Origin of the sequence: Synechococcus sp. CCAP 1479/9 (genome assembly GCF_019038535.1) — a bacterium.
Taxonomy (GTDB): Bacteria; Cyanobacteriota; Cyanobacteriia; order PCC-6307; family Cyanobiaceae; genus Cyanobium.
The window spans coordinates 20,741-44,666 of the sequence record NZ_JAFKRK010000024.1; the positions used below are offsets into that span (position 1 = coordinate 20,741).

A 23,926-nucleotide genomic window follows, 5' to 3' on the forward strand; every position below is an offset into this window, starting at 1 on the left:
CGAGGTGATTTTGGGCCAAGATTAGGCCTGAAAATCTGGATTCAGCCCGCCACCCCCTGCTGCTGGCGCGGCGCCAGCGGGGTCCAGTTCTCCTTCACCAGCTGGCGGGCCCGGCCCAGGGCCAGGGCCCCGGCGGGCACGTCCCTGGTGAGGGTGGAGCCCGCTCCCACCGTCACCCCCGCCCCGAGGGTGATCGGCGCCACCAGCACCGAATTGGCCCCGGTCTTGCTGCCGCTGCCGATCACGGTGCGGTGCTTGCGCACCCCATCAAAGTTGGCGGTGATCGTGCCCGCCCCCACGTTCACATCGGCGCCGAGGTCGGCATCGCCGAGATAGCTGAGGTGGTTGGCCTTGCAGCCCTCCCCCAGCCGGCTGTTCTTCACCTCCACGAAGTTGCCGATGCGGCAGCCGGCGGCCAGGTGGCTGCCGGCCCGCAGCTGGGCGAAGGGCCCGATCGCGCAGCCGGGTTCCACGTGGCTGTCGCGCAGCACCGAATGGATCACCTCCACCCCGGAGCCCAGCTGGCTGTTTTCGATCAGGCAGCCGGGGCCGATGCGGCAGCCATCGCCGATGCTGCTGGCTCCACGGAAGTGGCACTGGGGCTCCACCAGCACGTCGCGGCCGAAGCGGGTGTGCTCGGACAGGGTGCAACTGGCGGGATCGGTGAAGCTCACCCCCTCCGCCATCCAGTGGCGGCGCAGCCGGTCCTGCAGCACCGCCTCGCAGTGGGACAGCTGCTGGCGGTCGTTGATGCCGGCCACCTCGTCCGGGTCGCCCACCTCCATGTGCATGGCGGGCCGCAGCAGGGCCACGGTGTCGGTGAGATAGAGCTCCCCCTGGTCGTTGTCGGTGCTCAGGCTGGGCAGCACGGTGGCCAGCCGGGCCCAGTCGAAGCAGTAGATCCCCGCATTGGTGAGGGTGTTGGCGAGCTGCTCGGCCGTGCAGTCACGGTGCTCCACGATGCCGCTCACCTGGCCCGCCGCGTCGGCGAAGACCCGGCCGTAGCCGCTCGGGTCCGCCAGCCGGGCGGTGAGCAGGGTCACGGCGGCGCCGCTGGTGCGATGGGTGGAGAGCAGGGATTCCAGGGTCTCCGGCCGCAGCAGGGGCACGTCGCCGTTGAGCACCAGCAGCTCGCCCTCGAAGCCCTCCAGCGGCCCGAGCAGTTGCTGCACCGCATGGCCGGTGCCGTTCTGGGGCTGCTGCAGCACGAACTCCAGGCCCTCGACGCCGGCGAGGGTGCGCTCCACCCGATCGGCCTGGTGCCCCACCACCAGCAGCTGGCGGTCGGGGGCGAGCCGGTGGCAGCTGCCCAGCACCCGCTCCACCAGGGTGGCGCCGGCCAGGGGCTGGAGCACCTTCGGCAGGGCACTCTTCATGCGGGTCCCTTTCCCGGCGGCCAGAACGGCAACGGCGAGCATCGGCGGCGGCGGGGTGACTGCGCCGGAATCTACCGGTGCCCTTCGGCGTGGCCCAGTCCACTGAGGCCCGGGCGCCGCGGCAGCCGGGCCGGCGGGGCGTCGCTCCGCTCCTGCTCCCGGCGGCGCCGGGCCAGGATCGCGGCGGCGGTGTCGGTGCCGGTGGGGTCCCGGTAGGGCACGCCGGCGCGGCTGGCCAGGTGCTCCCATTCGAACGGCTCCAGAGGGCGCAGGGCGGGATGGGCGGGCACGGCCGTGAAGCTGGCCGCCGTCCCGGCGCTCCAGCGTTCCGGTTCGTCGGCGGGCGGCCGGATCGCCCGCAGCTGCATTCCCAGATCCTGCAGAGTGCGGCGCACCGCAGCTGCGGAGCTGTAGGTGAGCAGCCGGCCATCGGGCCGCAGCAGCCGCACCAGCCGCTCCAGGAACTCCAGGCTCCAGAGCTGGGGGCACCGCGACGGGGAGAAGGCATCCAGCAGCACCAGGTCGCAGCGACCCGCCAGCGTGTCCAGCAGCTCCGGCAGCCGGCGGCGGGCATCACCAAGCCGCAGCCGATCGCCGCCGCTGAGCTCCTCCAGCCGGCCGATCACCGCGGCGGGCCACTGGCCCCGGAAGCCGGCGTCCGCCAGGGCGAGGGCCAGGGGCCGGTGGTCCAGGTCCAGGCCCCACCAGTCCAGTTCCAGGCCGGTGGCGGTGGCGGCGGCGAGCAGGGCGGCGGTGTTGGTGCCGGTGCCGACGGCCACCTCCGCCACCACCAGCTCCCGGCCCGGGGCGAAGCGCTCCAGCGCCGCCGGGACCACGAACTTCTCGTTGGCCTCGCGCAGGGCGCCGGCGGCACTGTGGAAGCCCTCGTCGCAGCCGCGGCTGTAGAGACTGAAGCTGCCGTCGCGCCCCCGCCGGGGCAGCAGCTCGGGCCCCGGGTCCGGCTCTGCCGTCTCAGTGCCGCAGGCGGGCCAGGTCATCCCAGAAGCCGGGGTAGGAGACGGCGGCCGCCTCCGCCCGCCCCAGGCGGGTGTCGCCCCGGGCCACCAGGGAGGCCACCGCCAGGCTCATCGCCACCCGGTGATCCGTCTCGCTGTCCACCTCCGCCCCGTGCAGCGGGGTGGGGCCTTCGATGCTGAGGCCATCGGCGTGCTCCTCGAGCCGGGCCCCCATCGCCGTCAGCTGGCGGGCCATCACCGCCAGGCGGTCGGTCTCCTTCACCCGCAGTTCCGCCGCGCCGCTGATGCGGCTCACCCCTTCGGCGCAGCAGGCCGCCACCGCCAGCACGGGGATCTCATCCACCAGGCGGGGGATCATCGGCTCCTCGATGCGGAAGGCCCGCAGCGGTCCGTGCTGAACGTGCAGATCCCCCACCGGCTCACCGGCCACGTCACGGCTGTTGAGCACGGTGATCCGGGCGCCCATTTCGGCGAGCACATCGAGAATGCCGGTGCGGCTGGTGTTGAGCCCCACGTTCTCGACCGTGAGCTCGGCCCCGGGAGTGATCGCCGCCGCCACCAGCCAGAACGCGGCGGAGCTGATGTCGCCGGGCACCACCACGGTCTGGCCCCGGAGGGTGGGTCCGGGCCGCACGGTGATGAACCGTCCCTCGTCGCCATCCACCTCCAGGTCGGCGCCGAAGGCCCGCAGCATCCGCTCGCTGTGGTCGCGGGTGGGGGCCGGTTCGATCACGGTGGTGGGCCCGTTCGCGGTCAGGGCGGCCAGCAGCAGGGCGCTCTTGACCTGGGCCGAGGCCACCGGCGTGCCGATGACGCTGCCGTGCAGGGTCTGCCCCAGCACCGCCAGGGGGGCCAGGTTGCCGTCCTCGCGCCCCTGGATCCGGGCGCCCATCTGGGCCAGGGGGGCTCCCACCCGGCGCATCGGCCTCGAGCGCAGGGAGGCATCACCGGTGAGCACGAAGTGGCGCCCCGCCCGGCCGGCCAGCAACCCCAGCATCAGCCGCATGGTGGTCCCCGAGTTGCCGCAGTCGAGCACGTCGGCGGGCTCCCGCAGTCCGTCCAGGCCCACCCCCTCGACGGTCACCACCTGGCCGGCGGCGATCGGCGAGACCGTGACGCCCATGGCCCGCAGGCAGGCGGCGGTGCTCAGGGGGTCTTCGGCGGGCAGCAGGCCCTCGATGCGGGTGGTGCCCTCGGCGATGGCCCCGAACAGGAGCGAACGGTGGGAGATCGACTTGTCGCCCGGCACCGTCACGCGGCCCCGCAGGCTGCCGCCGGCGCTCAGCAGCAGGGGCGCCGGCAACGCGGCTGCGCTCGCATCGACGCTCGCAGGGGAGGACAACGGCTCTGGCGCCAACTGGGGCGATCCTATGGATCGGCCGGTTCAGGGCCCACGGCCAGCGCCAGCCGTCAGGGGCGGATGCCGACGGCCCGCAGCCTGGCCGACAGGCTCCAGACCTCCACCACCAGCCGGTGCCAGGGGGTGATCGTCTCCATGGCCAGGCCCATGGGGATGGGGGCGGCGGCCCGCAGGGCCCGCGCCGCCGCCAGGGACCGGCGCGCTTCGTCGAGCCGTACCCGCAGCTGGTGCTGGTCGGCCAGGGACAGCAGCGTCTCCGGGCAGTGGTCGAGCAGCAGCAGGCCGCGATCGAAGGACTCGGCGTAGTCCTGCAGCAGCGGCACCAGGATCTCCTCCAGCAGGGGGCCGGTGGGATCGGGGAGGGAGGGGGCGGGAGCCATCGATCCAGCCTAGGAATCCTCTCCCTGGCCGTTCGGGTGCGGATCACCAGCCTCCGGGGGCCCAAGCGCCGGGCCTGGCCCCAGCGGCGGATCGGGCTCCAGAAGCAGGGACCAGCAGGGATGGAAGGGATGGACCCGGGGCCGGGCGTCGACGGCGCCCGCCAGCGGCAGCCCCAGGTTGGCCCAGCGGAACAGGGACCCCTCCAGGTTGCGCACATCGGTGAAGCCCGCCCGCCGCAGGGATCGGGCCAGCCGGGCGGAGCGGTACCCCACCGAGCAGTAGACGACGATCGCCGTCTGCCGCGCCAGTCCCGCCGCACCCGAGGCGTCCGGCCCCGGAAGCCAGCGGGCGCCTGGCAGGTGGCTGAGGCCGAATTCCTCCAGCCCGCGAGCATCGATCAGCAGCGGCGTGGGACCCTTGCCGGCCAGCTGCTCGGCCAGATCCTCACAACTGATCACGGCCACGTCCGGGAAGCGCCGGCGGATCCCCAGGATCAGCAGGGGCCAGGCCAGCCGGCGCAGGCCCCTGGTGATGGCCCGGCGGCCGGCGGTCGTCCGGGGGAAGGGCATGGAACGATGGGGCCCGCACGGGTCGCCCCATGATCGACGTCGCCGTCTGGGATGGCCTGCTGCGCCGCCATGTGGATGGGGAGGGCCGGGTGGACTACGCCGCCTGGCAACGGCAGGGCGCGGACGAACTGGAGGGCTGGCTGGCAGCGCAATGTCCTTTCGATCCGGATCCCGGCACCGGGCCCGAGGCGTTCGCCCTCTGGATCAACCTCTACAACGCCCTGGTGATCCGCCAGGTGCTGGCCCGCTTGCCGCTGGCCTCGATCCGCCCGAGCGTCGCCGGGGTACCCAACTGGCCGGCGTTCCTGGCCTTCTTCTCCCGGCCGGTGATCAGCCTGCAGGGGCAGTCCCTGAGCCTTGATCGGATCGAGCACGGCCTGCTGCGGCCCCGCTTCGGTGACCCCCGCCTCCATTTCGCCCTGGTCTGCGCCGCCAGGGGCTGCCCCCTGCTGCGGCCGGAGGCCTACCGCCCCGAGCGGATCGAAGAGCAGCTGGTAGAGGACGCCGGCCGGTTCCTGCGGAACCCCCTGAAGCTGCGCTTCGATCCCGCCCGCCGCACCCTGCACTGCAGCCGGATCTTCCAGTGGTATCGCCGGGACTTCCTGGAGGTGGCCCCTTCGCTCGCCGCCTACGTGGGCCGCCACCGGCCGGACCTGGATCTGCCGGCTGACGCCCGCATCGCCTGGCTCCCCTACGACTGGGCCCTCAACGGCTGAGCGCCAGTCAGCGGCCGTCAGACGCTGAGCCTCAATCCCGGATCTCGCCGTACAAGCGCTTCAGCCGCGCTGCCGGCACCCCCAGGCCCCAGAGCAGGCCGATCGCCAGGTAGATGCCGGTGGCCTTCCAGGAGCCCCAGCGCGCCACCCGTCGATCGGAGGTCTCCACCACCCGGTTGAGCTGCCGGATGCGGCCCAGCCGGCCCAGCCGGGTGCAGAGATCGGCGTCCTCCATGATCGGCAGGCGCTCGTCGAAGCCGCCGCAGCGCACGAAGTCGCTGCGGCGGCAGAACATCGCCTGGTCGCCGAACAGGACCCGGAAGCCGTTCAGCAGATAGCGGTGGGGCCGGAACAGCAGGGCCGCGTAGTGGGTCTTGAGGGCGTTGTGCAGGCTCACGCCCCAGCGGGTGCGGTCGGCACCCCGCATCAGGGCCAGGAAGCCGCCGCCGCTGATGGTCGGGTCGGCCAGGGTGGCGCCTACCAGCTGCACCAGATCCGAGGGGACCAGGGTGTCGGCATGGAGAAAGCAGAGAATCTCGCCGCTGGCCGCCGCGGCCCCCCGGTTCATCTGCGCCGCCCGTCCCGGCCGTGGCGAACGGATCACGCGGCAGCCGTGCACGTGGGCCCTGGCCAGGGTGGCGTCGGTGCTGCCGCCATCCACCACGATCACTTCGGCGGCCGCCGGATCGAGGATCTCCAGCTGCTGCAGGGTGCGCCCAAGATGGCTGGCTTCGTTGAGGGTCGGGATAATGATCGATACCGACCTTGCCGTCACCTTGCTGCGCAACAATCTTGCATTCTACGATCAGCAGGCGGCCTGCTGGTGGGAGGCGTCGGCGACGATCTTTCCCCTCAGCCAACTCAATCCGCTTCGCTTTCTCTTCTTCGATCAGTTCGTTTCCCACTGGGGGAATCTGCGGGTTCTGGATGTGGGTTGCGGCGGCGGCTACACCTGCGAATTCCTGGCCCGTCGGGGCGCCCTTGTCACGGGCATCGACCGCTCCGCCCCCTGCATCGCGGCGGCCCGCCACCATGCGGCCACCTCGGGTCTGGAGATCGCCTATCAGGTGGGTATCGCCGAGGAGCTCCCCTTCGCCGCCGGCAGCTTTGATGTGGTGGTCTGCGTCGATGTGCTGGAGCATGTGGATCGGCCCGAGGCCGTGATCGCCGAGATCGCCAGGGTGCTCACCCCTGGAGGAACGGTCTGCTTCGACACCATCAACCGCACGTTCCGCTCGCGGCTGATCATGATCTGGCTGCTGGAGACGCTGCTGCGGCTGATTCCTGCCGGCGTCCACGACTGGCGGCGGTTCGTGCCCCCGTCGGAGCTGCGGCGCTGGCTGGAGGCCAGCGGCTTCAGCGCCATCACGATCCGGGGCATGGACCTGTTCGGCCGGGGTCCGCTGCGCACCCTCGGCCGGTTGATCCACTACCGCCGCACCGGCGGTTTCCAGGTGGGCTTCGACCGGGATCTGGCCGTGATGTTCATCGGTGTGGCCGACCTCAGCCCAGCAGCAGGCCCCCCGATTCACTGAAGGCGGCCCGGGCACTGCGCAGGTCGAACAGCAGGTCCTCCAGGGTGAGCTGGTCCAGTTCCCGCTCCAGGGCCTGCAGCAGGCGGCGGTTGAGCACCCGCGTCACCCGGTCGCTGGGGCGGGGGTCCTCCTCGCCATCTCCCAGGGCGATCAGGCTGCCGGCCGGGGCCTCCACCGCCGCCAGGATCGCCGCCAGGGGCACCTCCGCGGGCGGACGCCGCAGCCGATAGCCCCCCTGCCGGCCCCGGCGGGCCTCCACCAGGGCGGCCCGGCGCAGTTTGAGCATCAGCTGCTCCAGCATCGGACCGGGCAGGTCCTGGGCCTCGGCCAGGGCGCTCACCGACTGCCAGCGCGGTGGGTCCAGGGCCAGCTCCAGGAGGGCCTTGAGGGCGTAGATGCCGCTGCGGCGCAGCATCAGCGGCCGGCCGCGAGGCGCTCCAGCACGTGCTCCAGGGTGTAGCCGAACAGGGCGGGATCGGGCTCGCCCTGGCCCAGATCATCGAGGCCCAGCTCGCTCCAGCGGCGATCCACCCTGGCCTCCAGGGCAGCGTCCCTGCCCAGGGCCTGGCCCCAGTCGTGCCGTTTCTCCGGACCGATCTTTGTGGTGGCATCGATGGCGAGCCGGCCGCCCAGCCCCAGCCGCTCGCTGGCGAAGTCAAGCGAGTCGAACGGGGTGTCCTCCAGCACGAACAGGTCCCGCTGGGGATCCACCTGGGCGCTGATCGCCCAGATCACCTGGCGCGGGTCGCGGATCGCGATCGTCTTGTCGACCACCACCACGAACTTGGTGTAGGTGAACTGGGGCAGGGCGCTCCAGAAGGCCATGGCCGCCCGCTTGGCCTGGCCCGGATAGGCCTTGTCGATGGCGATCACGGCCAGCTTGTAGCTGAGGCCCTCCATCGGCAGGAAGAAATCGACGATCTCCGGGATCTGCTGGCGCAGGATCGGGGTGTAGATCCGGTTCAGGGCGATCGCCAGCATCGCCTCCTCCTTCGGCGGGCGGCCGCTGAAGGTGGTCAGGAAGATGGGGTCACGGCGCTGGGTGACGCAGTGGAAGCGCACCAGGGGCGAGTCCTCCTCGCCGCCGTAGAAGCCCATGTGGTCGCCGCAGGGGCCGTCCGGGAGCACCTCCCCGGGCGTGATCGTGCCCTCCAGCACCACCTCGCTGTGGGACGGCACCTCCAGATCGAGGGTCTTGCAGCGGGCCAGTCGCACCCCCTCACCGGCATAGAGGCCGGCGAACAGCCATTCGCTCAGCTGCACCGGAATCGGCGTCGCCGCCGCCATCACCAGCAGGGGATGGACGCCGATGGCCACCGCCACCTCGAGCTTGCGGCCCAGGGCCGCCGCCTTGCGCAGGTGCCGGGCCCCGCCCCGCACGCTCAGCCAGTGGACGGTGGCGCTGTTGATCGACTGGCGCTGCAGCCGGTAGACGCCGACGTTGGGGACCCCGGTCTCCGGGTCCTTGGTGATCACCAGCCCGAGGGTGATCACCCCGCCGGCATCCCCCGGCCAGGGGCGCAGCAGGGGCAACTGCTCGAGGTTCACCTGCTCGTCCCGCAGCACCTGCTGGTGGCAGGGGGGGGTGAGGTCCAGGTCGGGCCGGGCCCGCACCAGGTCCCAGAACACCCCGCCGAATTTCATCACCTCCTTGAGGCCCTTGGGGGGCCGGGGCTGCTGCAGCAGGGCCAGCTTCTCGCCGAGGGCCTCGAGCTCCTCGGGACGCTCCATGCCCATGCTCCAGAGCACCCGTTCCACGGTGCCCATCAGGTTCACCGCCACCGGCATGGGGGAACCGATGACGTTCTCGAACAGAAGGGCCGGCCCACCCATGGCCAGCACCCGGTCGGCGATCGCCGCCAGTTCCAGGTCCGGATCCACCGGCGCCGTGATGCGCCGCAGCTGGCCGCGCCTCTCGAGCAGGCCCATGAAATCACGCAGATTGCGCTGCCGCCCCACGGCTTTGCCGATCCCGTCTGCCACCACCCCCGCCACGTCGTCCTGCGCCGTCGAGCTGCTGCCTACTGTGACGCACCCCCGTGACGATCGCGTTCCGTGCTGCTCTCCTATTTCCACACCTCCGAAGCGGTTCCCCCCCTGCTGCCCCCCGAAGAGGACGGCCCGGACGCCGCCGTGGTCATCGACGTGCTGCGGGCCACCACCACGATCGCCTGGGCCCTGGAGAACGGGGCCGAGGCGATCCAGGCCTTCGCCGACCTCGACAGCCTCGAAGCTGCCGCCGCCGGCTGGCCGGCCGCCCGGCGACTCCGGGCCGGCGAGCGCGGCGGCAAGCGCGTGGAGGGCTACGACCTGGGCAACTCCCCCCTGGCGGTGACCCGGGAGCGGGTGGAGAGCAAGCGCATCTTCCTCAGCACCACCAATGGCACCCGTTCCCTCGACCGGGTCCGGGACGTGCCCCTGCTGCTCACCGCCTGCCTGCCCAACCGCACCGCCGTGGCCCGGCGGCTAATCGAGCGCCAGGCTTTGCGGGTCTGGATCGTGGGCAGCGGCTGGGAAGGGGATTACTCCCTCGAGGACAGCCTGGCGGCGGGGGCGGTGGCCTCGGCGGCCATCGAGCAGGCGGTGGCGCCCCACATGGGGGTCCGCTGCGCCAACGACGAGATGCTGGCCGCCCTCGCCCTCTGGCAGCAGTGGCGCCATGACACCGAGACCTGCCTGCGCAGTGCCAGCCATGGCCAGCGCCTGATCGGGCTGGGCAACCACGACGCCGACTTCGCCTGCTGCGCCGCCGTCGACAGCCTCGAGATCGTGCCGATCCAGGCTGAACCCGGGGTGCTGAGGGCCAGCTGAACCTCTCCTTGCCCCCCTTGGCGGGTCCCTTACGATTCGCCGGTCTTGGAGCGGTCCGGCGGTGAGCAGTTTTCTGGCGGCGGCCCTGCAACTCACCAGCACGCCGGACCCGGACGTCAATTTCTCGGCGGCCGAGGAGCTGATCGAACTGGCCGCCCGCCGCGGCGCCGACCTGGTCGGCCTGCCGGAGAACTTCGCCTTCATGGGCGATGACGCCCGCCGCCTGGAGCTGGCGCCGATCCTGGCCGAGCGCTGCAGCCGCTTCCTGGTCACGATGGCGCGCCGCTACCAGGTCACCCTGCTGGGGGGAGGCTTCCCGGTGCCGGCCGGCGAGGGCCAGACCTTCAACCGCGCCGAGCTGGTGGGCCGGGAGGGCCAGCTGCTGGCCCGCTACGACAAGATCCACCTCTTCGATGTGGACCTGCCGGACGGGATCACCTACCGGGAGTCGGCCACGGTGCAGCCCGGCCACGAGCCGCCGCCGGTCGTCGACGTGCCGGGCCTGTGCCGGGTCGGCCTCTCGATCTGTTACGACGTGCGCTTCCCGGAGCTCTACCGCCAGCTGGCCGGTTCCGGGGCCCAGCTGCTGATGATCCCGGCGGCCTTCACCGCCTACACCGGCAAGGACCACTGGCAGGTGCTGCTCCAGGCCCGGGCCATCGAGAACACCGCCTACGTGCTCGCCCCCGCCCAGACGGGCCTCCACTACGGCCGCCGCCAGACCCACGGCCATGCCCTGGTGATCGACCCCTGGGGCACGGTGATGGCGGATGCCGGCGTGGAGCCGGGCCTGGCGATGGCCCCGGTCGACATGGCCCACGAGGCCAGGGTCCGTGCCCAGATGCCGAGCCTCCAGCACCGCCATCCGGCGTTGTTCTGAGGGGTGATGGGAGTGCGTGCGGCGCGATTCGCCTGGTTGCTGACCCTGCCCCTGGTGCTCGGGGCCCTTCCCGCCAGGGCAGCGAGTGCCCTGTCGGCCTGGCGCCTCAGCCGGGAGGGGGTGCTGGAGCTGCGCACCTCCCCGGGGGTGCGGCTGCAGGCCTTTTACGAGGAGGGCTCCGGTGTCACCGGGCCCCGGGTGTGGGTGGATCTGCCGGGTGCCCCCCAGCGCAGCCGCTCGGTCCCCGTCGGCGGTCTGGTGCGGGAGGTGCGCATCGGCCGGCCCGATCCCGGAACCACCCGGCTGGTGCTGGAATTCAGGCCCGGCACCCGCCTCGATCCGCGCCAGCTGCGCCTGGTGGGCACATCCCGCGACCGCTGGCGCCTCTCCCTCACCGGCCTGCCCCTGAGCGGCTTCACCCGCAACGTCGGCGAGGGGGACATGGAGGCGCCCACCTCCAGCTGGACCGCCTCCCGCCCCTCCGGCTTCGGCAGCAGCGGCCGGGTCACCTCCGGCCGGCCCATCTCCGCCGACGGGTTGCCGGTGGTGCCCCGGGGTCGCTTCCGGGTGGTGATCGACCCCGGCCACGGTGGTCCCGATCCGGGGGCCGTGGGGATCGGCGGGCTGCGGGAGACCGATGTGGTGCTCGATGTGAGCCTGCAGGTGGCCCAGCTGCTCCAGGCCCGGGGAGTGCAGGTGCTCCTGACCCGCACGTCGGAAGTGGACGTCGACCTGCCGCCACGGGTGTCCCTGGCCAACAGCAGCAATGCAGACGTCTTCGTCAGCATCCATGCCAACGCCCTGAGCATGGCCCGCCCGGATGTGAACGGCGTGGAAACGTTTTACTTCCAGTCGGGCAGCTCCCTCAGGCTGGCCCAGGCGATCCAGTCCCGGATCATGGCGATCTCACCGGGCACGCCCGACCGCGGCGCCCGACCGGGCCGCTTCTTCGTGATCCGCCGCACGGTGATGCCGGCGGTGCTCACCGAGATGGGCTTCGTCACCGGACAGGTCGACGCCCCGCGCCTGGCCGATCCCGGCTTCCGCCGCCGTCTGGCGGTGGCGATCAGCGCCGGCATCCTCGACTTTCTCCAGGGGGCCTCTTGAGCCTCCTCGTCGGCCTGTTCGACAGTGGCCTGGGGGGCCTCACGGTGCTGCGCCAGGTCCATGCCCTCTACCCCCACTCCCCCTGCCTCTACCTGGGCGACACGGCCCGGGTCCCCTACGGGCAGCGCTCGAAGGAGGAGATCCGCGCGATCGCCTCGGAGGTGGTGCACTGGCTGCGGCTCCAGGGGGTGGGGGTGCTGGTGATGGCCTGCAACACCTCCAACGCCCTGGCCCTCGACGTGGCGGTGGCGGAAGCGGGCGTGCCGGTGGTGGGGCTGATCGACAGCCTGGCCAGCGAGCTGACCAGCGATCACGTCGGGGTGCTGGCCACCCCGGCCACCGCCGCCAGCGGTGCCTACCGGCGCTCGATCCAGGCCTGCCGCCCCTCGGCCCGGGTGCTGGAGGTGGGCTGCCCCGCCTTCGTGCCCCTGATCGAGGCGGGCGACCTGCAGGCTCCGGAGCTGCGGGAGGCCGCCGCCGGCTACCTGGCCCCGCTGCTGGCGGCGAACGTGGACACGATCGTGCTGGGCTGCACCCATTACCCGCTGCTGCGGGCGCTGCTGGCCGAGCTGCTGCCCCCCGACGTGCAGCTGGTGGACCCGGCCCTGGCGGCCGCCCAGCGCCTCGGACCGCTGCTGGCCAGCCTGGGGGATTCCCCCGAGGTGGACCAGGCGGGGGAGTCGGTGCGGCCGCCCCTGCAGCGCACCCGTTTCTGTGTCACCGGCCCCGCCGACGCCTTTGCCAGCGCAGCCGCCGCCTGGCTGGGCAGCCGGCCCGCGGTGCGCAGCGTCAGCCTCCAGTCGCCCACCCGCGCCTATTGAGGCACGGCCCCTAGGATCCTTTCATCGTGGAGGTGACGTGGCGACGGTTGCAGAGTTGCTCCAGCCGGTGGAGTCCGACCTCGATGCCCTGCTGGCCGACCTGCGCAGCCTGATCGGCGCCGGCCATCCGATTCTGCAGGCGGCCGCCGAGCACCTGTTCGCGGCCGGCGGCAAGCGGCTGCGGCCGGGCATCGTGCTGCTCCTGTCGCGGGCCATCGCTCCCGACGGTGGCCTCAGCCCCCGCCACCGGCGGCTGGCGGAGATCACCGAGATGATCCACACCGCCTCCCTCGTCCACGACGACGTCGTCGACGGGGCCGCCACCCGCCGGGGGGTGGCCACGGTGCACAGCCGCTTCAATCACCGCGTGGCGGTGCTGGCCGGTGATTTTCTCTTCGCCCAGGCCAGCTGGCACCTCGCCAACCTCGACGACCTCGATGTCGTCAAGCTGCTCTCGCGCGTGATCATGGACCTCGCCGATGGTGAGGTGCGCCAGGGCCTGTTCCGCTACGACACGGGCCAGAGCTTCGAGACCTACCTCGAAAAGAGCTACTGCAAGACCGCCTCCCTGATTGCCAACAGCGCCCGGGCGGCCGGGGTGCTCACCGGTCTGAGCGAGCCGCGCCTTGATGCCCTCTACCGCTTCGGGCGCCAGCTGGGCCTGGCCTTCCAGGTGGTCGACGACATTCTCGATTTCACCGCCAGCGACCAGCAGCTCGGCAAGCCCGCCGCCAGCGACCTGGCCTCCGGCTACCTCACCGCTCCGGTGCTCTACGCCCTCGAGGAGCGGCCCGCCCTGGCGGGACTGATCGAGCGCGAATTCTGTGAGGCCGGCGACCTCGACCAGGCCCTGGCAATGGTGCGCGGCTGCGAGGCCATCGGCCGCTCCCGGGCCCTGGCCGAGGGCTTCGCCCGGGAGGCCCACGAGGCGATCGAGTGGCTGCCCCCCTCCGAGCCCCGCAGTGCCTTGCGGGCCCTGCCGGAATTCGTCCTCAGCCGCCTCTTCTGATCCGGCTCTAGGGATCCAGCCGGACCTCCTCCAGGGAGTTCAGGCAGATGACCCCCTCGGGATAGGCCCGGCAGCTCACTCCCGGCGGCGGCAGCACGTGCACCCGGCAGCCGGCCCCCAGGGCGGCGGCCACACCGGCGCTGGAGTCCTCGAACGCCCAGCAGGCGGTCGGTGCCACACCGAGGCGCCGGGCCGCCAGCAGGAAGGCATCCGGGGCGGGCTTGCCGTCCCCCAGCTCCGGATCGTCGCCATGGACCCTGACATCGATCAGGGCCATCCAGGGGTGGGGGGCCACCTTGATCGCCACCGCCGGGCGGGCACTGCTGGTGGCCAGCGCCATCGGGATGCCCAGGGCCCGGCAGCGCCGCACCAGGGCCTCGGCACCGGGCATGGCCGGGGCGGAGGCCAGCAGGGCCTCGGCGATGGGCTGGCGCACCGCCAGCAGCTCCTCCTCGCTCAGGCGGGGCCCGCCCGCGGCGGTGATCCACTGGCGCACCTGGCCGGCGCAGTCGCGGCGTCGGCGGCCGCGCAGGCTGAGCAGTTCGCCGTCATCGAGGGGGCGACCGAAGCGGCTGGCCGCCGCCTGCCAGGCCTGGGCATGGGCGGGCTCGGTGTCCAGCAGCAGACCGTCGAGATCGAACAGGCAGGCGGCGGGTCGCTGGGGCATCCCACCAGCCTGCATCAGGACGGATCGGTCTCGGGGTAGCGATCCTCCAGGGCGGTCTCCAGGGTGGTGAGCAGCAGCACCAGGGCGGCCCGCTCATCGAGTTCGCTGCCGCTCACCTCGCTGATCCAGCGCTGGCAGAGCCCCTCGATCTGCTGGAACAGGGCCGTGCCGCCCCGCAGCAGGGTCATCACCTTCTCGACGTTGTCCTCATCGATGTCCGGCGGCAGCCCCACCACGTAGCGGCGACCGTCGTCCCCCACGTAGGTGAGGTTGCCGTCGGCGTCGAGCGTCGGGCCGGCATGGGGCGTGATCGGCTGCTCCTCCATGGCCTTCCGCTCCAGTCCCGTGGGGTCGTTCCCTGGCTAACGCCGCCGGCCGATCTTGCCAAGCAGGGATGAGCAGCCCTGATCGCCCGGCCGGGCGCTGCGGGTCGGGCCGCTTTCAGCGGTTCAGACGCTGCATCCGCCAGGTGACGAAGGTGCCGATCGGGCTCCAGAGCAGGAACGGCACCAGCAGCAGCGCGGCAGTCGGCGAAACGGCCAGCGTCGCCAGGGTCAGGGCCAGCCCCCAGATCCAGCCGGCCAGGCCCGCCGCCGTTCCCCAGGCCAGTCGGCGCGTGCGGCAGATCAGCAGCGTGTAGCCCTGCACCAGGACGAGCAGCACCAGGTAGCCGGCCATGGCCAGCGGCGCCGCCGCCCCCCCGGCCCACCAGCGCAGCAGGGCCGAGGCATAGAAGCACACGTAGATCAGCGACCAGATCACCGGGATCCAGCGCTCGAAGGTGAGCCAGCGGGGGCGCCGCAGCCGCAGGAACCAGGCGAACTGCTGGCGGCTCGGGGTGAGGACGGCGATCACCAGGCCCATCACCAGCAGGATCGTCAACCAGGCGGGCATGGGAGGGGGGTCGGAGTCCTCCAGCGTGGCCCGGCTGCGGTTGAATGCACCATGCCCCAGCCTGCCCGGCAGGCCTCGCCATGACCCAGGACTCCTCGCCCACCATCGAGTCGGTGCTCCAGGAAGAGCGGCAGTTCGCCCCGCCGCCGGCGCTGGCCGCCGAGGCCCGCATCGGTTCGATGGCGGCCTACCAGGCCCTGGCGGCGCACGCCCAGGCCGATCCGGACGGCTTCTGGGGCGAGGCGGCCCGCCGGGAGCTGCACTGGTTCGAGCCCTTCGACACGGTGCTCGACTGGAGCAACCCCCCGTTCGCCCGCTGGTTCGAGGGGGGCACAACGAATCTTTCCTACAACTGCCTGGATCGCCATCTGGCCGGCCCCCGCGCCGACAAGACGGCCCTGATCTGGGAGGGGGAGCCGGGTGATGTGCGCACCTTCACCTACCGCGAGCTGCACGCCGAGGTCTGCCGCGCCGCCAACGCCCTCAAGGCCCTCGGCGTCGGCAAGGGCGACCTGGTGGCCCTCTACATGCCGATGGTGCCGGAGGCGGCCATCGCCATGCTGGCCTGCGCCCGCATCGGTGCCCCCCACTCGGTGGTGTTCGGTGGTTTCTCGGCCGAGGCCCTGCGCGATCGCCTGATCGACGGGCAGGTGAAGCTGGTGATCACCGCCGACGGCGGCTTCCGCAAGGACAAGGCCGTGGCGCTCAAGCCCGCCGTGGACCAGGCCCTGGCGGAGGGGTGTCCCAGCGTCGAGCATGTGCTGGTGGTGCGGCGCACCGGCGAGGCCACCGGCTTCGAGGCCGGCCGCGATGTCTGGTGGCACGAGCTGGTGGACGGCCAGAGCGCCGACTGCCCGGCCGAGCCCATGGCCAGCGAGGACCGGCTGTTCGTGCTCTACACCTCCGGTTCCACCGGCAAGCCCAAGGGGGTGGTGCATACCACCGCCGGCTACAACCTCTGGGCCCACCTCACCTTCCAGTGGATCTTCGACATCCGTGAGGACGACATCCACTGGTGCACCGCCGATGTGGGCTGGATCACGGGCCACAGCTACATCGTCTACGGGCCCCTCTCCAACGGCGCCACCACGCTGATGTACGAGGGCGCGCCGCGCCCCTCCAAGCCCGGGGCCTTCTGGGAGGTGATCCAGAAACACAGGGTGACGATCTTCTACACCGCCCCCACCGCCATCCGGGCCTTCATGAAGAGCGGCCGCGCGGTGCCCGACCAGTACGACATGGGCAGCCTTCGGATCCTCGGCACCGTCGGTGAGCCGATCAATCCCGAGGCCTGGATGTGGTACCGGGATGTGATCGGTGGCGACCGTTGCCCCGTGGTGGACACCTGGTGGCAGACGGAGACTGGTGGGGTGATGATCAGCCCCCTGCCCGGGGCCACCCCCACCAAGCCCGGTTCCGCCACCCTGCCCCTGCCCGGCATTGCCGCCGACGTGGTGGATCTTGAGGGCAACAGCGTGCCGGCGGGGCAGGGGGGCTACCTGGCGGTGCGGCGGCCCTGGCCCGGGATGATGCGCACCGTCCACGGCGACCCGGAGCGTTTCCGGCGCAGCTACTGGGAGCACATCCGCCCCGCCGACGGCAGCTGGCTCTACTTCGCGGGCGACGGCGCCCGCCGCGATGCGGATGGCTACTTCTGGGTGATGGGCCGGGTCGATGACGTGATCAACGTCTCCGGCCACCGGCTGGGCACGATGGAGATCGAATCGGCCCTGGTGAGCCACCCCTCGGTGGCGGAGGCGGCGGTGGTGGGCCGGCCCGACGAACTCAAGGGGGAAGGCATCGTCGCCTTCGTGACCCTCGATGTGGGTGTTGAGGGCGATGCGGCCCTGGAGGCCGAGCTGCGCCGCCACGTGGGGCTGGAGATCGGTCCGATCGCCCGGCCGGACGTGATCCGCTTCACCGATGCCCTGCCCAAGACCCGCAGCGGCAAGATCATGCGGCGCATCCTGCGCTCCCTGGCGGCGGGGGAGGACGTCAGCGGCGACACCTCCACCCTGGAGGACCGCTCGGTGCTCGATGCCCTGAGGGTGTGAGGGCGGTGACCTGGCCGTATGGCCTCAGGCAGCCCCGGACCAGGCGCTGATCTGCTCGGCCAGCCGCTCCATCCCCCGCTGGCGGGCCGGATCATCGGCCCAGTCCCCCAGGAACTGTTTGCGCAGGCCGCCGCTGGCAGGAGTGAGGTGATCGCCGGGGAGTTCCAGCAGGGTGGAGGCATCGCCGGCCCTGGCCTGCAGCACGTCGATGAGCCGGCCGCTCTGGTCGATCGTGTCGCGGCTGAAGCGCACCACCAGGTTGCGGGGCTGGCGGTAGCTGCTGCCGATCTGGAGCAGGGTGTCCTCGGGGGAGGGGCTGAATTCGCTGCGGAAGCGGAACTGCTGGCCCAGCTCGGCCAGGAAGGGGATCGATTTCTCGGCCGAGAAGTTGTTGAAACTGAGCGCCACCAGACCCTCACAGCGGCGGCCGCCGTCGGGGGCGAGCAGGTGCAGCTTGCAGCCCAGGCTGTGGCCCAGCCGGATCAGGGGGGAGGCGGCCCCGTCGGGGGCCAGCGGCTCCAGCTCCCGTTCCCGCTGCTGGCGGAACAGCCGCCAGGCGGCGTTCGCATGGGCCTGGTGGTCGAAGCCAGGCACGTAGCTCCAGGCGTGGATCCGCCAGCCCCGGGCGGCCAGGGCCTCAAGAAGACGCCGGTAGCTCAGCTGGGGGGTGGCGGCCAGGTAGCTGCCGCCGATGAACTCCAGCAGCCCGCGGGGCCTGGCCGTGGGTTCAAGCGTCCAGAGCTCCCCCTGCTGTCGCCATGCCGTCATCGTCCTCTTCCCCCGTGCTGGATCGCGAGCGGGGTCAGGAGGCCTGGAGGCCGCGCAGGGCGTCAAGGGCCTCGCGCCGGTGGGCCGGCCCGTCCAGCAGGTTGTTGAACACGTGGCGGATCACCCCCGTCCCGTCGATGACGTAGGTGACCCGGCCGGGCAGCAGCCCGAGCACGCTGGGCACACCGAAGGTCTTGCGCAGCCGGTTGCCCCCATCCACCAGCAGCGGGAAGGGCAGCCGGTGGCGGTTGGCGAAGCGCCGGTGGCTGGCGGCATCGTCGCCGCTGACGCCCCACACCTCGGCCCCGAGGGCCTGCAGGTCGGCGTGGCTGTCGCGGAAGGCGCAGGCCTCCATGGTGCAGCCGGGGGTGTCGTCCTTGGGATAGAAAAACAGCACCAGGGCCTTGCCCTCCAGCCGGTCGCTGCGGCGTTCGATGCCCTCCTGGTCGGGGAGGGCGATCAGGGGGGCGGTGTCGCCGGGGGCGAGGGCTGGGGCCACGGAGCGGGGGACGCAGGCAGGATCCGCCAACCCTAGGAAGCCGGCACCGGCGAGGACGGCCACGGGGTCGGGGGCCGGTGGCGGGCACGGAGTTCAGGGGGATGGGGGCGATGGGACCTTGCCCGGCTTGCGACCATGGACCAGCGAGCGCATGACGCCGATGCAGGAGCAACCCGGTCTCTGGCAGCAGAACGACCTGCTGGGCCTGGCCGCCCCGGAGTCCGCGGCTGCCCCTGCGCCCGCGGCTGCCTCAGCGCCCGCGGCTGCCTCGACGCCGCCCCCCGCGCCACCGCCAGACTCATCGGCCCCATCGGCTTCCCAGGCCCCCCAGGCCCCCCAGACCCCCATCGAACCGCCTCGCCCGGTGCCCATCTCCCTTCCCGCCTGCGCCGGACGTCCCCAGCGGGCCCTCCCCCGGGGGCCCGAGACCCTGCTGATCCTGGACACGGAGACCACCGGTCTCTCCACCCTCCAGGGGCAGTGCATCGAAGTGGGGGCGATCCTCTTCCACGTGCCCCACAGGGCCGTGCTCTCCCAGGTGTCGTTCCTGCTGCCCTGCCCGGCCAATGCCGCCGAGGCCATCAACGGCATTCCCGCCGCCGTGACCCGGCTGGAGCAACCCCGCCAGGAGGCCCTGGCCTGTTTCCTGGCCATGGTGGCCGCCTGTGACGCCCTGGTGGCCCACAACGCCGCCTTCGATCGCCAGTGGTTCGGCCTGGGGCCCCTGCCGCTCCTGGACCGCCCCTGGATCTGCTCGATGGAGGACATCCGCTGGCCGGCCGAGCGACAGCTGCGCAGTGCCCCCTCGGTCCGCGATCTGGCCCTGGCCTACGGGGTGCCGGTCTGGGCCGCCCACCGGGCCCTCACCGACTGCATCTACCTGGCCCAGGTGTTCGAGCGCTGCGGCGATCTGGAGGCGCTGCTGCTGGCCGCCCTGGAGCCCCGCAGCCTCTACCGGGCGGACCTTCCCTACGCCGAGCGTCACCGGGCCAGGGAGGCCGGTTTCCGCTGGAACGAGGCGGTGCCGCGGGCCTGGAGCCGCCGGTTGAGCCGGCGCGAAGCGGAGGCGCTTCCCTTCCCCGTCCAGCTGGTGGCGGATCCGATCGCCGCCGAGGGGCTGGCCCACAGCGCCTGAGGCCGGCGGCCGTTGGGCCCGGAATCTTCCGTTTTTGTTTCGATGCTTGAAGCAGAACCGGGGATCCTGGGCGCTCCAGCCCAGCCTCCCCACCCTTGGGGTGTTCTTCGGCGTCGGAGTCATGGTCACCCGGCCGCCGATCGGCTCCGTGGATGGCGCTGACCCCGCCCAGCAGAGTGTGCGCCGCTGGCAGACGGCCCGCACCTGGGCCCGGCTGATCCGGGAGGCGGAAGCCCTCTGGCGGGTCGATGTGCGGGCCCTGCGGCGGCTGGCCTCCCAGGAGCTGTTCCAGCTGGTCCAGGAGGTGCCCCCCCGGCTGCGGCGGCGGGTCAACCTCTGGCTGGTCCGCTTCAACGTGCTCACCCGCCTGCGCTGAGGCCCGGCGAGGCCCCGGGACACTGGAGATGGGCAAAAAAAATCAGCTGACAGGATCAGCTGACGGGAAGGAAAACCACCGGTGTTCGCGGGAGGCGAACGTTCGGCGGACCGGCTGAATCGGAGCGGCGGGATTTGAACCCACGACCCCCACTACCCCAAAGTGGTGCGCTACCAAGCTGCGCTACGCCCCGGCGGAATGAAGCTATCACAGCGTCCTGGGGGTGCCGCGCCGCCTGGAGAGCCGTCGCATCAGGCGATTCGTGAGCCGCTGGCGACCCATGGTGGTGTACCCCCGCAGGCGCTCGCGACGGGCCAGCAGCCGCAGTTCCGCCAGCCCCATGGAGGCCAGCTGCAGCTCCGGCAGCCGCTGCCAGGCCATCGACGGCAGGGGCAGCTCGGAGCCTTCACGCCCCTCCGGGAAGCCCTTCAGAGCCCCACCGGCCATCCACTCGGGCACAAGGACGAACAGCACCGCCAGCAGGCCGTACAGCTCCACCAGCCCCCTGGGCAGCGGATGCAACTGGCGCTTCGGCTGCTCCTGCTCCTCGGCGGGGTCTCTCACGAAAGGAAGGCTGGCGCCGGGGCTCCCGGCAGCAGGGCACTGGGCCCCCCCTGGCGCCACTGCAGCGGAGGCTCGCCGGAGGGGTTCAGGCGCACGGTCCAGAAGGCCAGGGCGAAACAGATCCCCACCGCGGCGATCAGGGCGACGATCACGACCCGATCGGAGAGGGGCTTCATACCTGTTCGCTGCGCACGCAGACCCGTTTGGTGGGCAGCTGCTCGAGGGTGAGTTCATCGCCCCGCAGGATCACCCGCAGGGACTCGTTCTGATAGCGCAGGCCCGGCGCATCGGAGGCCTCCCGGAACAGGGTGGCGCGGGTGCGGCCGGCGATCAGGGACGCCTGGGAAGCGTTGCGCTCCAGCACCACCGAGAAGCGGTCACCGCAGAGGAACCGTTCGCGGATGTCGTAGTTCTCCCACCACGGGGACTGCATCGCCAGCAGCGGCAGGAGTCCGAGCGCGAGCAGCGGGGGGGCGGCCATGGCGGAACCGGTCAGGCGAGGGCGATCGGCGCATTGTCGCCGCGAAGGACGCAATGGGGGATGGCCCAGTCATAGCTTTCCCACACGCGGGCGGGAAGGAGGTAGGTGGCACCGGGGACGTCGCCCAGGGGAATGCCGGTGGGCTGGGCGGAGCAGTAGGGGCGGCTGCCGGGCTTGGCCAGGTACTGCTGGTGGTACGGCTCGGCGAAGTGGAACCGCTGGCCGCTGGCGATCTCCGTGGTGATGGTGCCCCCGCCGGCGGCGTCGAGGGCGGCCTGGTAAGCACCGCGGCTGGCTTCGGCCAGGGCGAGCAGGGCCGGGTCGTCGACGTAGATGGCCGAGCGGTACTGGCTGCCCCGATCGTTGCCCTGGCGGTTGCCCTGGGTGGGGTCGTGGCACTCCCAGAACAGCTTCAGCAGGTCGGCGAAGGAGACCCGGGAGGTGTCCCAGACCACCCGCACCACCTCGGCGTGGCCGCTGCGGCCGCTGCAGACCTGCTCGTAGGTGGGGGAGGCGAGCTGGCCGCCCGCGTATCCCACGGCGGTGGTGATCACCCCGGGAAGCCGCCAGAAGCCCTTTTCCGCCCCCCAGAAACAGCCGCAGCCGAACTGGGCCTCCGCCTGCCCCGCCGCCGGCGGGGCCATCAGGGGGGTTCCGAGAACCGCATGCAGGCTGCTGCTGCCGGCTGGGCTGGTGTCGCTCGCAGGGCTGCTGAAGAGGCCGAACAAGGGGTTTGGTGTCAGGGAAACCAGCCTAGGCAGCGCCCTGCTGGTCCTGCTGCGGCACCAGGGCGATGTGGTTCAGCAGGGTGGTGATGAAGGCGAACAGCAGGAAGGGCAGCGACAGCACCAGGATCAGCCCCACCCCCACCAGGGCGAACAGGGGACGGCTCGCCCCCATCAGGGCCAGACCCGCCGCCAGGCTCACGAAGATCACCGCCATCCAGATCAGAACCTGACCGTAGATGTCACCGAAGGTCAGGGTGCAGCGGATGTTGTACGGCTGCTGGCTGAGGAACGACGGGGTGGGGGCCATGGGGACGGCGTGGCAGGCGTTGGGGAAACCACGGCGTTTCCAGATAAGCCCAGCCGGCGCCCTGGATGCGGGCTGCTCAACAACTGTTAGAAACCGCCCGGGCGGCCCGGGCGGCCCGGGCGGCCTGGGCGCCTGGACGACTCCGGCGGCGACTCAGGCGGCCTGGAGCTGGCGGACGGCCTCCTCCCGGTCCCAGAGCCGGCGGTAGGTGCCCTCCTGCTGCAGCAGCTCGTTGTGGTGGCCTTCCTGCACCAGGTGGCCCGCCTCCAGCACCAGGATGCGGTCGCAGGCCGCCGCGGCCGAGAGCTGGTGGCTGATCATCACCACCGTCCGCCGCTGCTCCTCGCGCACCGAGCGCAGGATGCCCGCGGCGGTGGTGTTGTCGACGCTGGCCAGGGCGTCGTCGAGCACCAGCAGGGGGGCCTCCACCAGCAGGGCCCGCCCCAGGGCGGTGCGCTGGCGCTGGCCGCCGCTGAGGGTGATGCCCCGCTCCCCCACCAGGGTGCGGTAGCCGTCGGGGAAGCCCTTGATGTCCCCCTCCAGGCGGGCCTGGCGGGCGGCCTCCTCGACCCGGTCCATGCCGGCCTCCGGGTCGCCGTAGCGCAGATTGTCGGCCAGGCTGGCGGTGAAGAGGTAGCCCTCCTGGGGCACCAGGGCCACCTGCCGGCGCAGGTCGCTCAGCCGCAGCCGCGTCACGTCGACGCCGTCGAGGAACAGCTGGTCGGGCGGCACCTCCACCATCCGCCCCAGGGCCCGGGCCAGGGTGGTCTTGCCGCAGCCCACCGGACCCACCACCGCCACCAGCTCCCCCGGGTGGATCGTGAAGCTGAGGTTCTCGAGGGACGGTTGCCCCGCTCCCGGGTAACGGACCGTGAGCCCCCGGGCCACGACCGCCCCGAGCGCCGGCCTGGCCGGGGGCAGGGGATCGGCGGGGGAGACGATGGCGGGGGGATGGCTGAGCAGGGACTCCACCCGCTCCAGGCTCACCTGGCCGGTCTGGAAGGTGTTGAGGGTGAATCCCAGCAGGGCCGTCGGGAAGACCAGGCGCTCCACGAACAGGATCAGGGCCACCAGATCGCCGATGCTGAGCCGCCCGCTCTCCAGCTGGCCGCTGCCCAGGGCCAGCAGCAGCAGCAGGCTCAGGGAGGCGATTCCCTCCAGCATCGGAAACAGGGTGCTGCGGGTGCGCGCCAGGGAGAGTTGGGCGTCCAGGTACACCTTGTTGAGGTCGGCGAAAGCCTTCTCCTCGGTGGCCTCCTGCCCGTAGATCTTGATGGCGCCGATGCCGCTGAGGTCCTCCTGGACAAGGTCGCTGAGGCTGGCCAGCACCTCCTGCTGGCGGCGCTGCTGCTTCATCATGCGGCCGCCGAACAGGCGCACCACCATCAGCATGCCGGGGTAGAGGGAGACCGCCGCCAGGCTCAGCAGCGGGTCGATCGCCAGCATCGCCGGCAGGGTGAGGGCATAGGCCAGCACCGTGTTGGTGAGGCTGAGCAGGGCGAAGCCCAGCAGCCTCCGGATGTTCTCCACGTCACTGGTGGCCCGGCTGATCACCTCGCCGCTGCCGGTGGTCTGCACCCAGCCCGGGTCCTGGGTCAGTACGTGGTCGAAGATCCGCTCCTTGAGGCTCGCCTCCACCTGGCGGCCCACGCCGAACACCAGCATCCGGGAATAGAGGCGGGTGGCTCCCATCACGGTGGCCATCACGATGATCAGGCCGGCCACGCCCAGCACGTCCGCCAGCACGAAGCCGGGCTTGAGCTCATTGATCGACTCCCGCACCATCAGCGGGATCGCCACCCCCAGCAGGTTCACCACCACCAGGGCGGCGGCCCCCACGAGCACCGTGCGTCTGTGGGGCCGGAGGTACCGCCCGATCAGATCCAGCCGCAGGGCAGCCATGCAGGAAGA

The 23,926-nt window shown here is 71.9% G+C and carries 29 protein-coding genes and 1 tRNA gene; 10 read left to right on the forward strand and 20 right to left on the reverse strand.

The genetic code is table 11. From position 1 onward, the window contains the following. Positions 1 to 41: 41 nt before the first annotated feature. From glmU to KUG38_RS09705, 5 genes are all read right to left on the reverse strand, one after another. The gene (gene glmU / locus KUG38_RS09685; protein ID WP_216920946.1) at positions 42 to 1,418 is read right to left on the reverse strand and encodes a bifunctional UDP-N-acetylglucosamine diphosphorylase/glucosamine-1-phosphate N-acetyltransferase GlmU; all 1,377 of its coding nucleotides are present in this window, start codon (positions 1,416 to 1,418) and stop codon (positions 42 to 44) included. A gap of 29 nt (positions 1,419 to 1,447) precedes the next feature. Next, on the reverse strand, positions 1,448 to 2,374 hold the full coding sequence (locus KUG38_RS09690; RefSeq protein WP_216920947.1) for an MnmC family methyltransferase: 927 nt from the start codon (positions 2,372 to 2,374) through the stop codon (positions 1,448 to 1,450). Then, complete coding sequence (gene aroA / locus KUG38_RS09695) at positions 2,349 to 3,695, reverse strand: 3-phosphoshikimate 1-carboxyvinyltransferase (protein WP_502988695.1); 1,347 nt, start codon at positions 3,693 to 3,695, stop codon at positions 2,349 to 2,351. The genes KUG38_RS09690 and aroA overlap by 26 nt, the downstream gene beginning before the upstream one ends. Before the next feature lie 68 nt (positions 3,696 to 3,763). Beyond that, complete coding sequence (locus KUG38_RS09700; protein ID WP_216920948.1) at positions 3,764 to 4,093, reverse strand: DUF2605 family protein; 330 nt, start codon at positions 4,091 to 4,093, stop codon at positions 3,764 to 3,766. Between the two features lie 9 nt (positions 4,094 to 4,102). Continuing rightward, complete coding sequence (locus KUG38_RS09705) at positions 4,103 to 4,663, reverse strand: rhodanese-like domain-containing protein (RefSeq protein ID WP_216920949.1); 561 nt, start codon at positions 4,661 to 4,663, stop codon at positions 4,103 to 4,105. Between the two features lie 29 nt (positions 4,664 to 4,692). Between KUG38_RS09705 and KUG38_RS09710 the strand changes: the two genes are divergently transcribed. Beyond that, positions 4,693 to 5,379, forward strand: a complete 687-nt coding sequence (locus tag KUG38_RS09710; protein WP_216920950.1) for a DUF547 domain-containing protein — start codon at positions 4,693 to 4,695, stop codon at positions 5,377 to 5,379. A 31-nt stretch (positions 5,380 to 5,410) separates the two neighbouring features. Here the strand turns inward: KUG38_RS09710 and KUG38_RS09715 are convergent, their stop codons facing one another. Then, positions 5,411 to 6,154, reverse strand: a complete 744-nt coding sequence (locus KUG38_RS09715) for a TIGR04283 family arsenosugar biosynthesis glycosyltransferase (RefSeq protein WP_216920951.1) — start codon at positions 6,152 to 6,154, stop codon at positions 5,411 to 5,413. On the opposite strand from KUG38_RS09715, the gene ubiG reads away from it, so the two are divergent. Then, on the forward strand, positions 6,129 to 6,914 hold the full coding sequence (gene ubiG, locus KUG38_RS09720) for a bifunctional 2-polyprenyl-6-hydroxyphenol methylase/3-demethylubiquinol 3-O-methyltransferase UbiG (protein ID WP_286195865.1): 786 nt from the start codon (positions 6,129 to 6,131) through the stop codon (positions 6,912 to 6,914). The genes KUG38_RS09715 and ubiG overlap by 26 nt on opposite strands. On the opposite strand, the gene KUG38_RS09725 is transcribed toward ubiG, so the two are convergent. Together KUG38_RS09725 and KUG38_RS09730 are read right to left on the reverse strand one after the other, a co-directional pair. Next, positions 6,883 to 7,329 (reverse strand): RrF2 family transcriptional regulator, encoded by a 447-nt coding sequence (locus tag KUG38_RS09725; protein WP_216920953.1) that lies wholly within the window; start codon positions 7,327 to 7,329, stop codon positions 6,883 to 6,885. The two genes, ubiG and KUG38_RS09725, sit on opposite strands and share 32 nt — an antisense overlap. Further along, positions 7,329 to 8,843: a UbiD family decarboxylase gene (locus KUG38_RS09730; protein ID WP_216921705.1), complete on the reverse strand. Its 1,515-nt coding sequence runs from the start codon at positions 8,841 to 8,843 to the stop codon at positions 7,329 to 7,331. The genes KUG38_RS09725 and KUG38_RS09730 overlap by 1 nt, the downstream gene beginning before the upstream one ends. Before the next feature lie 126 nt (positions 8,844 to 8,969). Here KUG38_RS09730 and KUG38_RS09735 point away from each other — a divergent pair, with 126 nt between their 5' ends. The 5 genes from KUG38_RS09735 to sds all read left to right on the forward strand — a co-directional run bounded on the left by KUG38_RS09735 (position 8,970) and on the right by sds (position 13,542). Continuing rightward, a complete protein-coding gene (locus tag KUG38_RS09735; RefSeq protein WP_159817223.1) occupies positions 8,970 to 9,725 on the forward strand; it encodes a 2-phosphosulfolactate phosphatase family protein in 756 nt (251 codons plus the stop codon). 61 nt (positions 9,726 to 9,786) lie between these two features. Further along, entirely contained in the window at positions 9,787 to 10,605 is an 819-nt protein-coding gene (locus tag KUG38_RS09740; RefSeq protein ID WP_190609302.1) for a carbon-nitrogen hydrolase family protein, read from the forward strand. 6 nt (positions 10,606 to 10,611) lie between these two features. Beyond that, positions 10,612 to 11,712: an N-acetylmuramoyl-L-alanine amidase gene (locus tag KUG38_RS09745; RefSeq protein ID WP_216920954.1), complete on the forward strand. Its 1,101-nt coding sequence runs from the start codon at positions 10,612 to 10,614 to the stop codon at positions 11,710 to 11,712. After that, a complete protein-coding gene (gene murI, locus KUG38_RS09750; protein ID WP_216920956.1) occupies positions 11,709 to 12,533 on the forward strand; it encodes a glutamate racemase in 825 nt (274 codons plus the stop codon). The genes KUG38_RS09745 and murI overlap by 4 nt, the downstream gene beginning before the upstream one ends. Positions 12,534 to 12,570: 37 nt before the next feature. Next, positions 12,571 to 13,542 (forward strand): solanesyl diphosphate synthase, encoded by a 972-nt coding sequence (gene sds, locus KUG38_RS09755; RefSeq protein WP_216920958.1) that lies wholly within the window; start codon positions 12,571 to 12,573, stop codon positions 13,540 to 13,542. Positions 13,543 to 13,549: 7 nt separating this feature from the next. Here the strand turns inward: sds and KUG38_RS09760 are convergent, their stop codons facing one another. The 3 genes from KUG38_RS09760 to KUG38_RS09770 all read right to left on the reverse strand — a co-directional run bounded on the left by KUG38_RS09760 (position 13,550) and on the right by KUG38_RS09770 (position 15,103). Continuing rightward, the gene (locus tag KUG38_RS09760) at positions 13,550 to 14,209 is read right to left on the reverse strand and encodes an HAD family hydrolase (protein WP_216920960.1); all 660 of its coding nucleotides are present in this window, start codon (positions 14,207 to 14,209) and stop codon (positions 13,550 to 13,552) included. Between the two features lie 14 nt (positions 14,210 to 14,223). After that, complete coding sequence (locus KUG38_RS09765) at positions 14,224 to 14,535, reverse strand: hypothetical protein (protein WP_094585905.1); 312 nt, start codon at positions 14,533 to 14,535, stop codon at positions 14,224 to 14,226. 115 nt (positions 14,536 to 14,650) lie between these two features. After that, positions 14,651 to 15,103: a TspO/MBR family protein gene (locus KUG38_RS09770; protein WP_216920962.1), complete on the reverse strand. Its 453-nt coding sequence runs from the start codon at positions 15,101 to 15,103 to the stop codon at positions 14,651 to 14,653. An 80-nt stretch (positions 15,104 to 15,183) separates the two neighbouring features. On the opposite strand from KUG38_RS09770, the gene acs reads away from it, so the two are divergent. Further along, positions 15,184 to 17,157 carry an acetate--CoA ligase gene (gene acs, locus KUG38_RS09775; RefSeq protein ID WP_216920964.1) on the forward strand — a complete coding sequence of 658 codons (1,974 nt, stop codon included), beginning with the start codon at positions 15,184 to 15,186 and terminating at the stop codon, positions 17,155 to 17,157. Between the two features lie 24 nt (positions 17,158 to 17,181). On the opposite strand, the gene KUG38_RS09780 is transcribed toward acs, so the two are convergent. Next, positions 17,182 to 17,925 carry a DUF1350 family protein gene (locus tag KUG38_RS09780; RefSeq protein ID WP_216920966.1) on the reverse strand — a complete coding sequence of 248 codons (744 nt, stop codon included), beginning with the start codon at positions 17,923 to 17,925 and terminating at the stop codon, positions 17,182 to 17,184. A gap of 34 nt (positions 17,926 to 17,959) precedes the next feature. Then, positions 17,960 to 18,424 (reverse strand): peroxiredoxin, encoded by a 465-nt coding sequence (locus KUG38_RS09785; protein ID WP_216920968.1) that lies wholly within the window; start codon positions 18,422 to 18,424, stop codon positions 17,960 to 17,962. 364 nt (positions 18,425 to 18,788) lie between these two features. Between KUG38_RS09785 and KUG38_RS09790 the strand changes: the two genes are divergently transcribed. Together KUG38_RS09790 and KUG38_RS09795 are read left to right on the forward strand one after the other, a co-directional pair. Next, positions 18,789 to 19,559, forward strand: coding sequence for a 3'-5' exonuclease (locus KUG38_RS09790; RefSeq protein WP_502988696.1), 771 nt, complete (start codon positions 18,789 to 18,791; stop codon positions 19,557 to 19,559). Between the two features lie 121 nt (positions 19,560 to 19,680). Beyond that, positions 19,681 to 19,935: a hypothetical protein gene (locus KUG38_RS09795; RefSeq protein ID WP_216920972.1), complete on the forward strand. Its 255-nt coding sequence runs from the start codon at positions 19,681 to 19,683 to the stop codon at positions 19,933 to 19,935. Between the two features lie 119 nt (positions 19,936 to 20,054). Here KUG38_RS09795 and KUG38_RS09800 read toward each other — a convergent pair. From KUG38_RS09800 to KUG38_RS09830, 7 genes are all read right to left on the reverse strand, one after another. Continuing rightward, positions 20,055 to 20,128, reverse strand: a tRNA-Pro gene (locus tag KUG38_RS09800). Positions 20,129 to 20,142: 14 nt separating this feature from the next. Next, a complete protein-coding gene (locus KUG38_RS09805) occupies positions 20,143 to 20,499 on the reverse strand; it encodes a hypothetical protein (protein WP_094585898.1) in 357 nt (118 codons plus the stop codon). Beyond that, the gene (locus KUG38_RS09810; RefSeq protein ID WP_094585897.1) at positions 20,496 to 20,675 is read right to left on the reverse strand and encodes a hypothetical protein; all 180 of its coding nucleotides are present in this window, start codon (positions 20,673 to 20,675) and stop codon (positions 20,496 to 20,498) included. Before KUG38_RS09810 ends, KUG38_RS09805 begins: the two co-directional genes overlap by 4 nt. Then, positions 20,672 to 20,980 carry a hypothetical protein gene (locus KUG38_RS09815; RefSeq protein ID WP_094585896.1) on the reverse strand — a complete coding sequence of 103 codons (309 nt, stop codon included), beginning with the start codon at positions 20,978 to 20,980 and terminating at the stop codon, positions 20,672 to 20,674. Before KUG38_RS09815 ends, KUG38_RS09810 begins: the two co-directional genes overlap by 4 nt. 11 nt (positions 20,981 to 20,991) lie before the next feature. After that, positions 20,992 to 21,708 carry a peptide-methionine (S)-S-oxide reductase MsrA gene (msrA, locus tag KUG38_RS09820; protein WP_216920974.1) on the reverse strand — a complete coding sequence of 239 codons (717 nt, stop codon included), beginning with the start codon at positions 21,706 to 21,708 and terminating at the stop codon, positions 20,992 to 20,994. Positions 21,709 to 21,733: 25 nt separating this feature from the next. After that, positions 21,734 to 22,015, reverse strand: a complete 282-nt coding sequence (locus tag KUG38_RS09825; RefSeq protein ID WP_216920976.1) for a hypothetical protein — start codon at positions 22,013 to 22,015, stop codon at positions 21,734 to 21,736. A gap of 153 nt (positions 22,016 to 22,168) precedes the next feature. Beyond that, positions 22,169 to 23,917 (reverse strand): ABC transporter ATP-binding protein, encoded by a 1,749-nt coding sequence (locus KUG38_RS09830; protein WP_216920977.1) that lies wholly within the window; start codon positions 23,915 to 23,917, stop codon positions 22,169 to 22,171. Positions 23,918 to 23,926 lie beyond the last annotated feature (9 nt).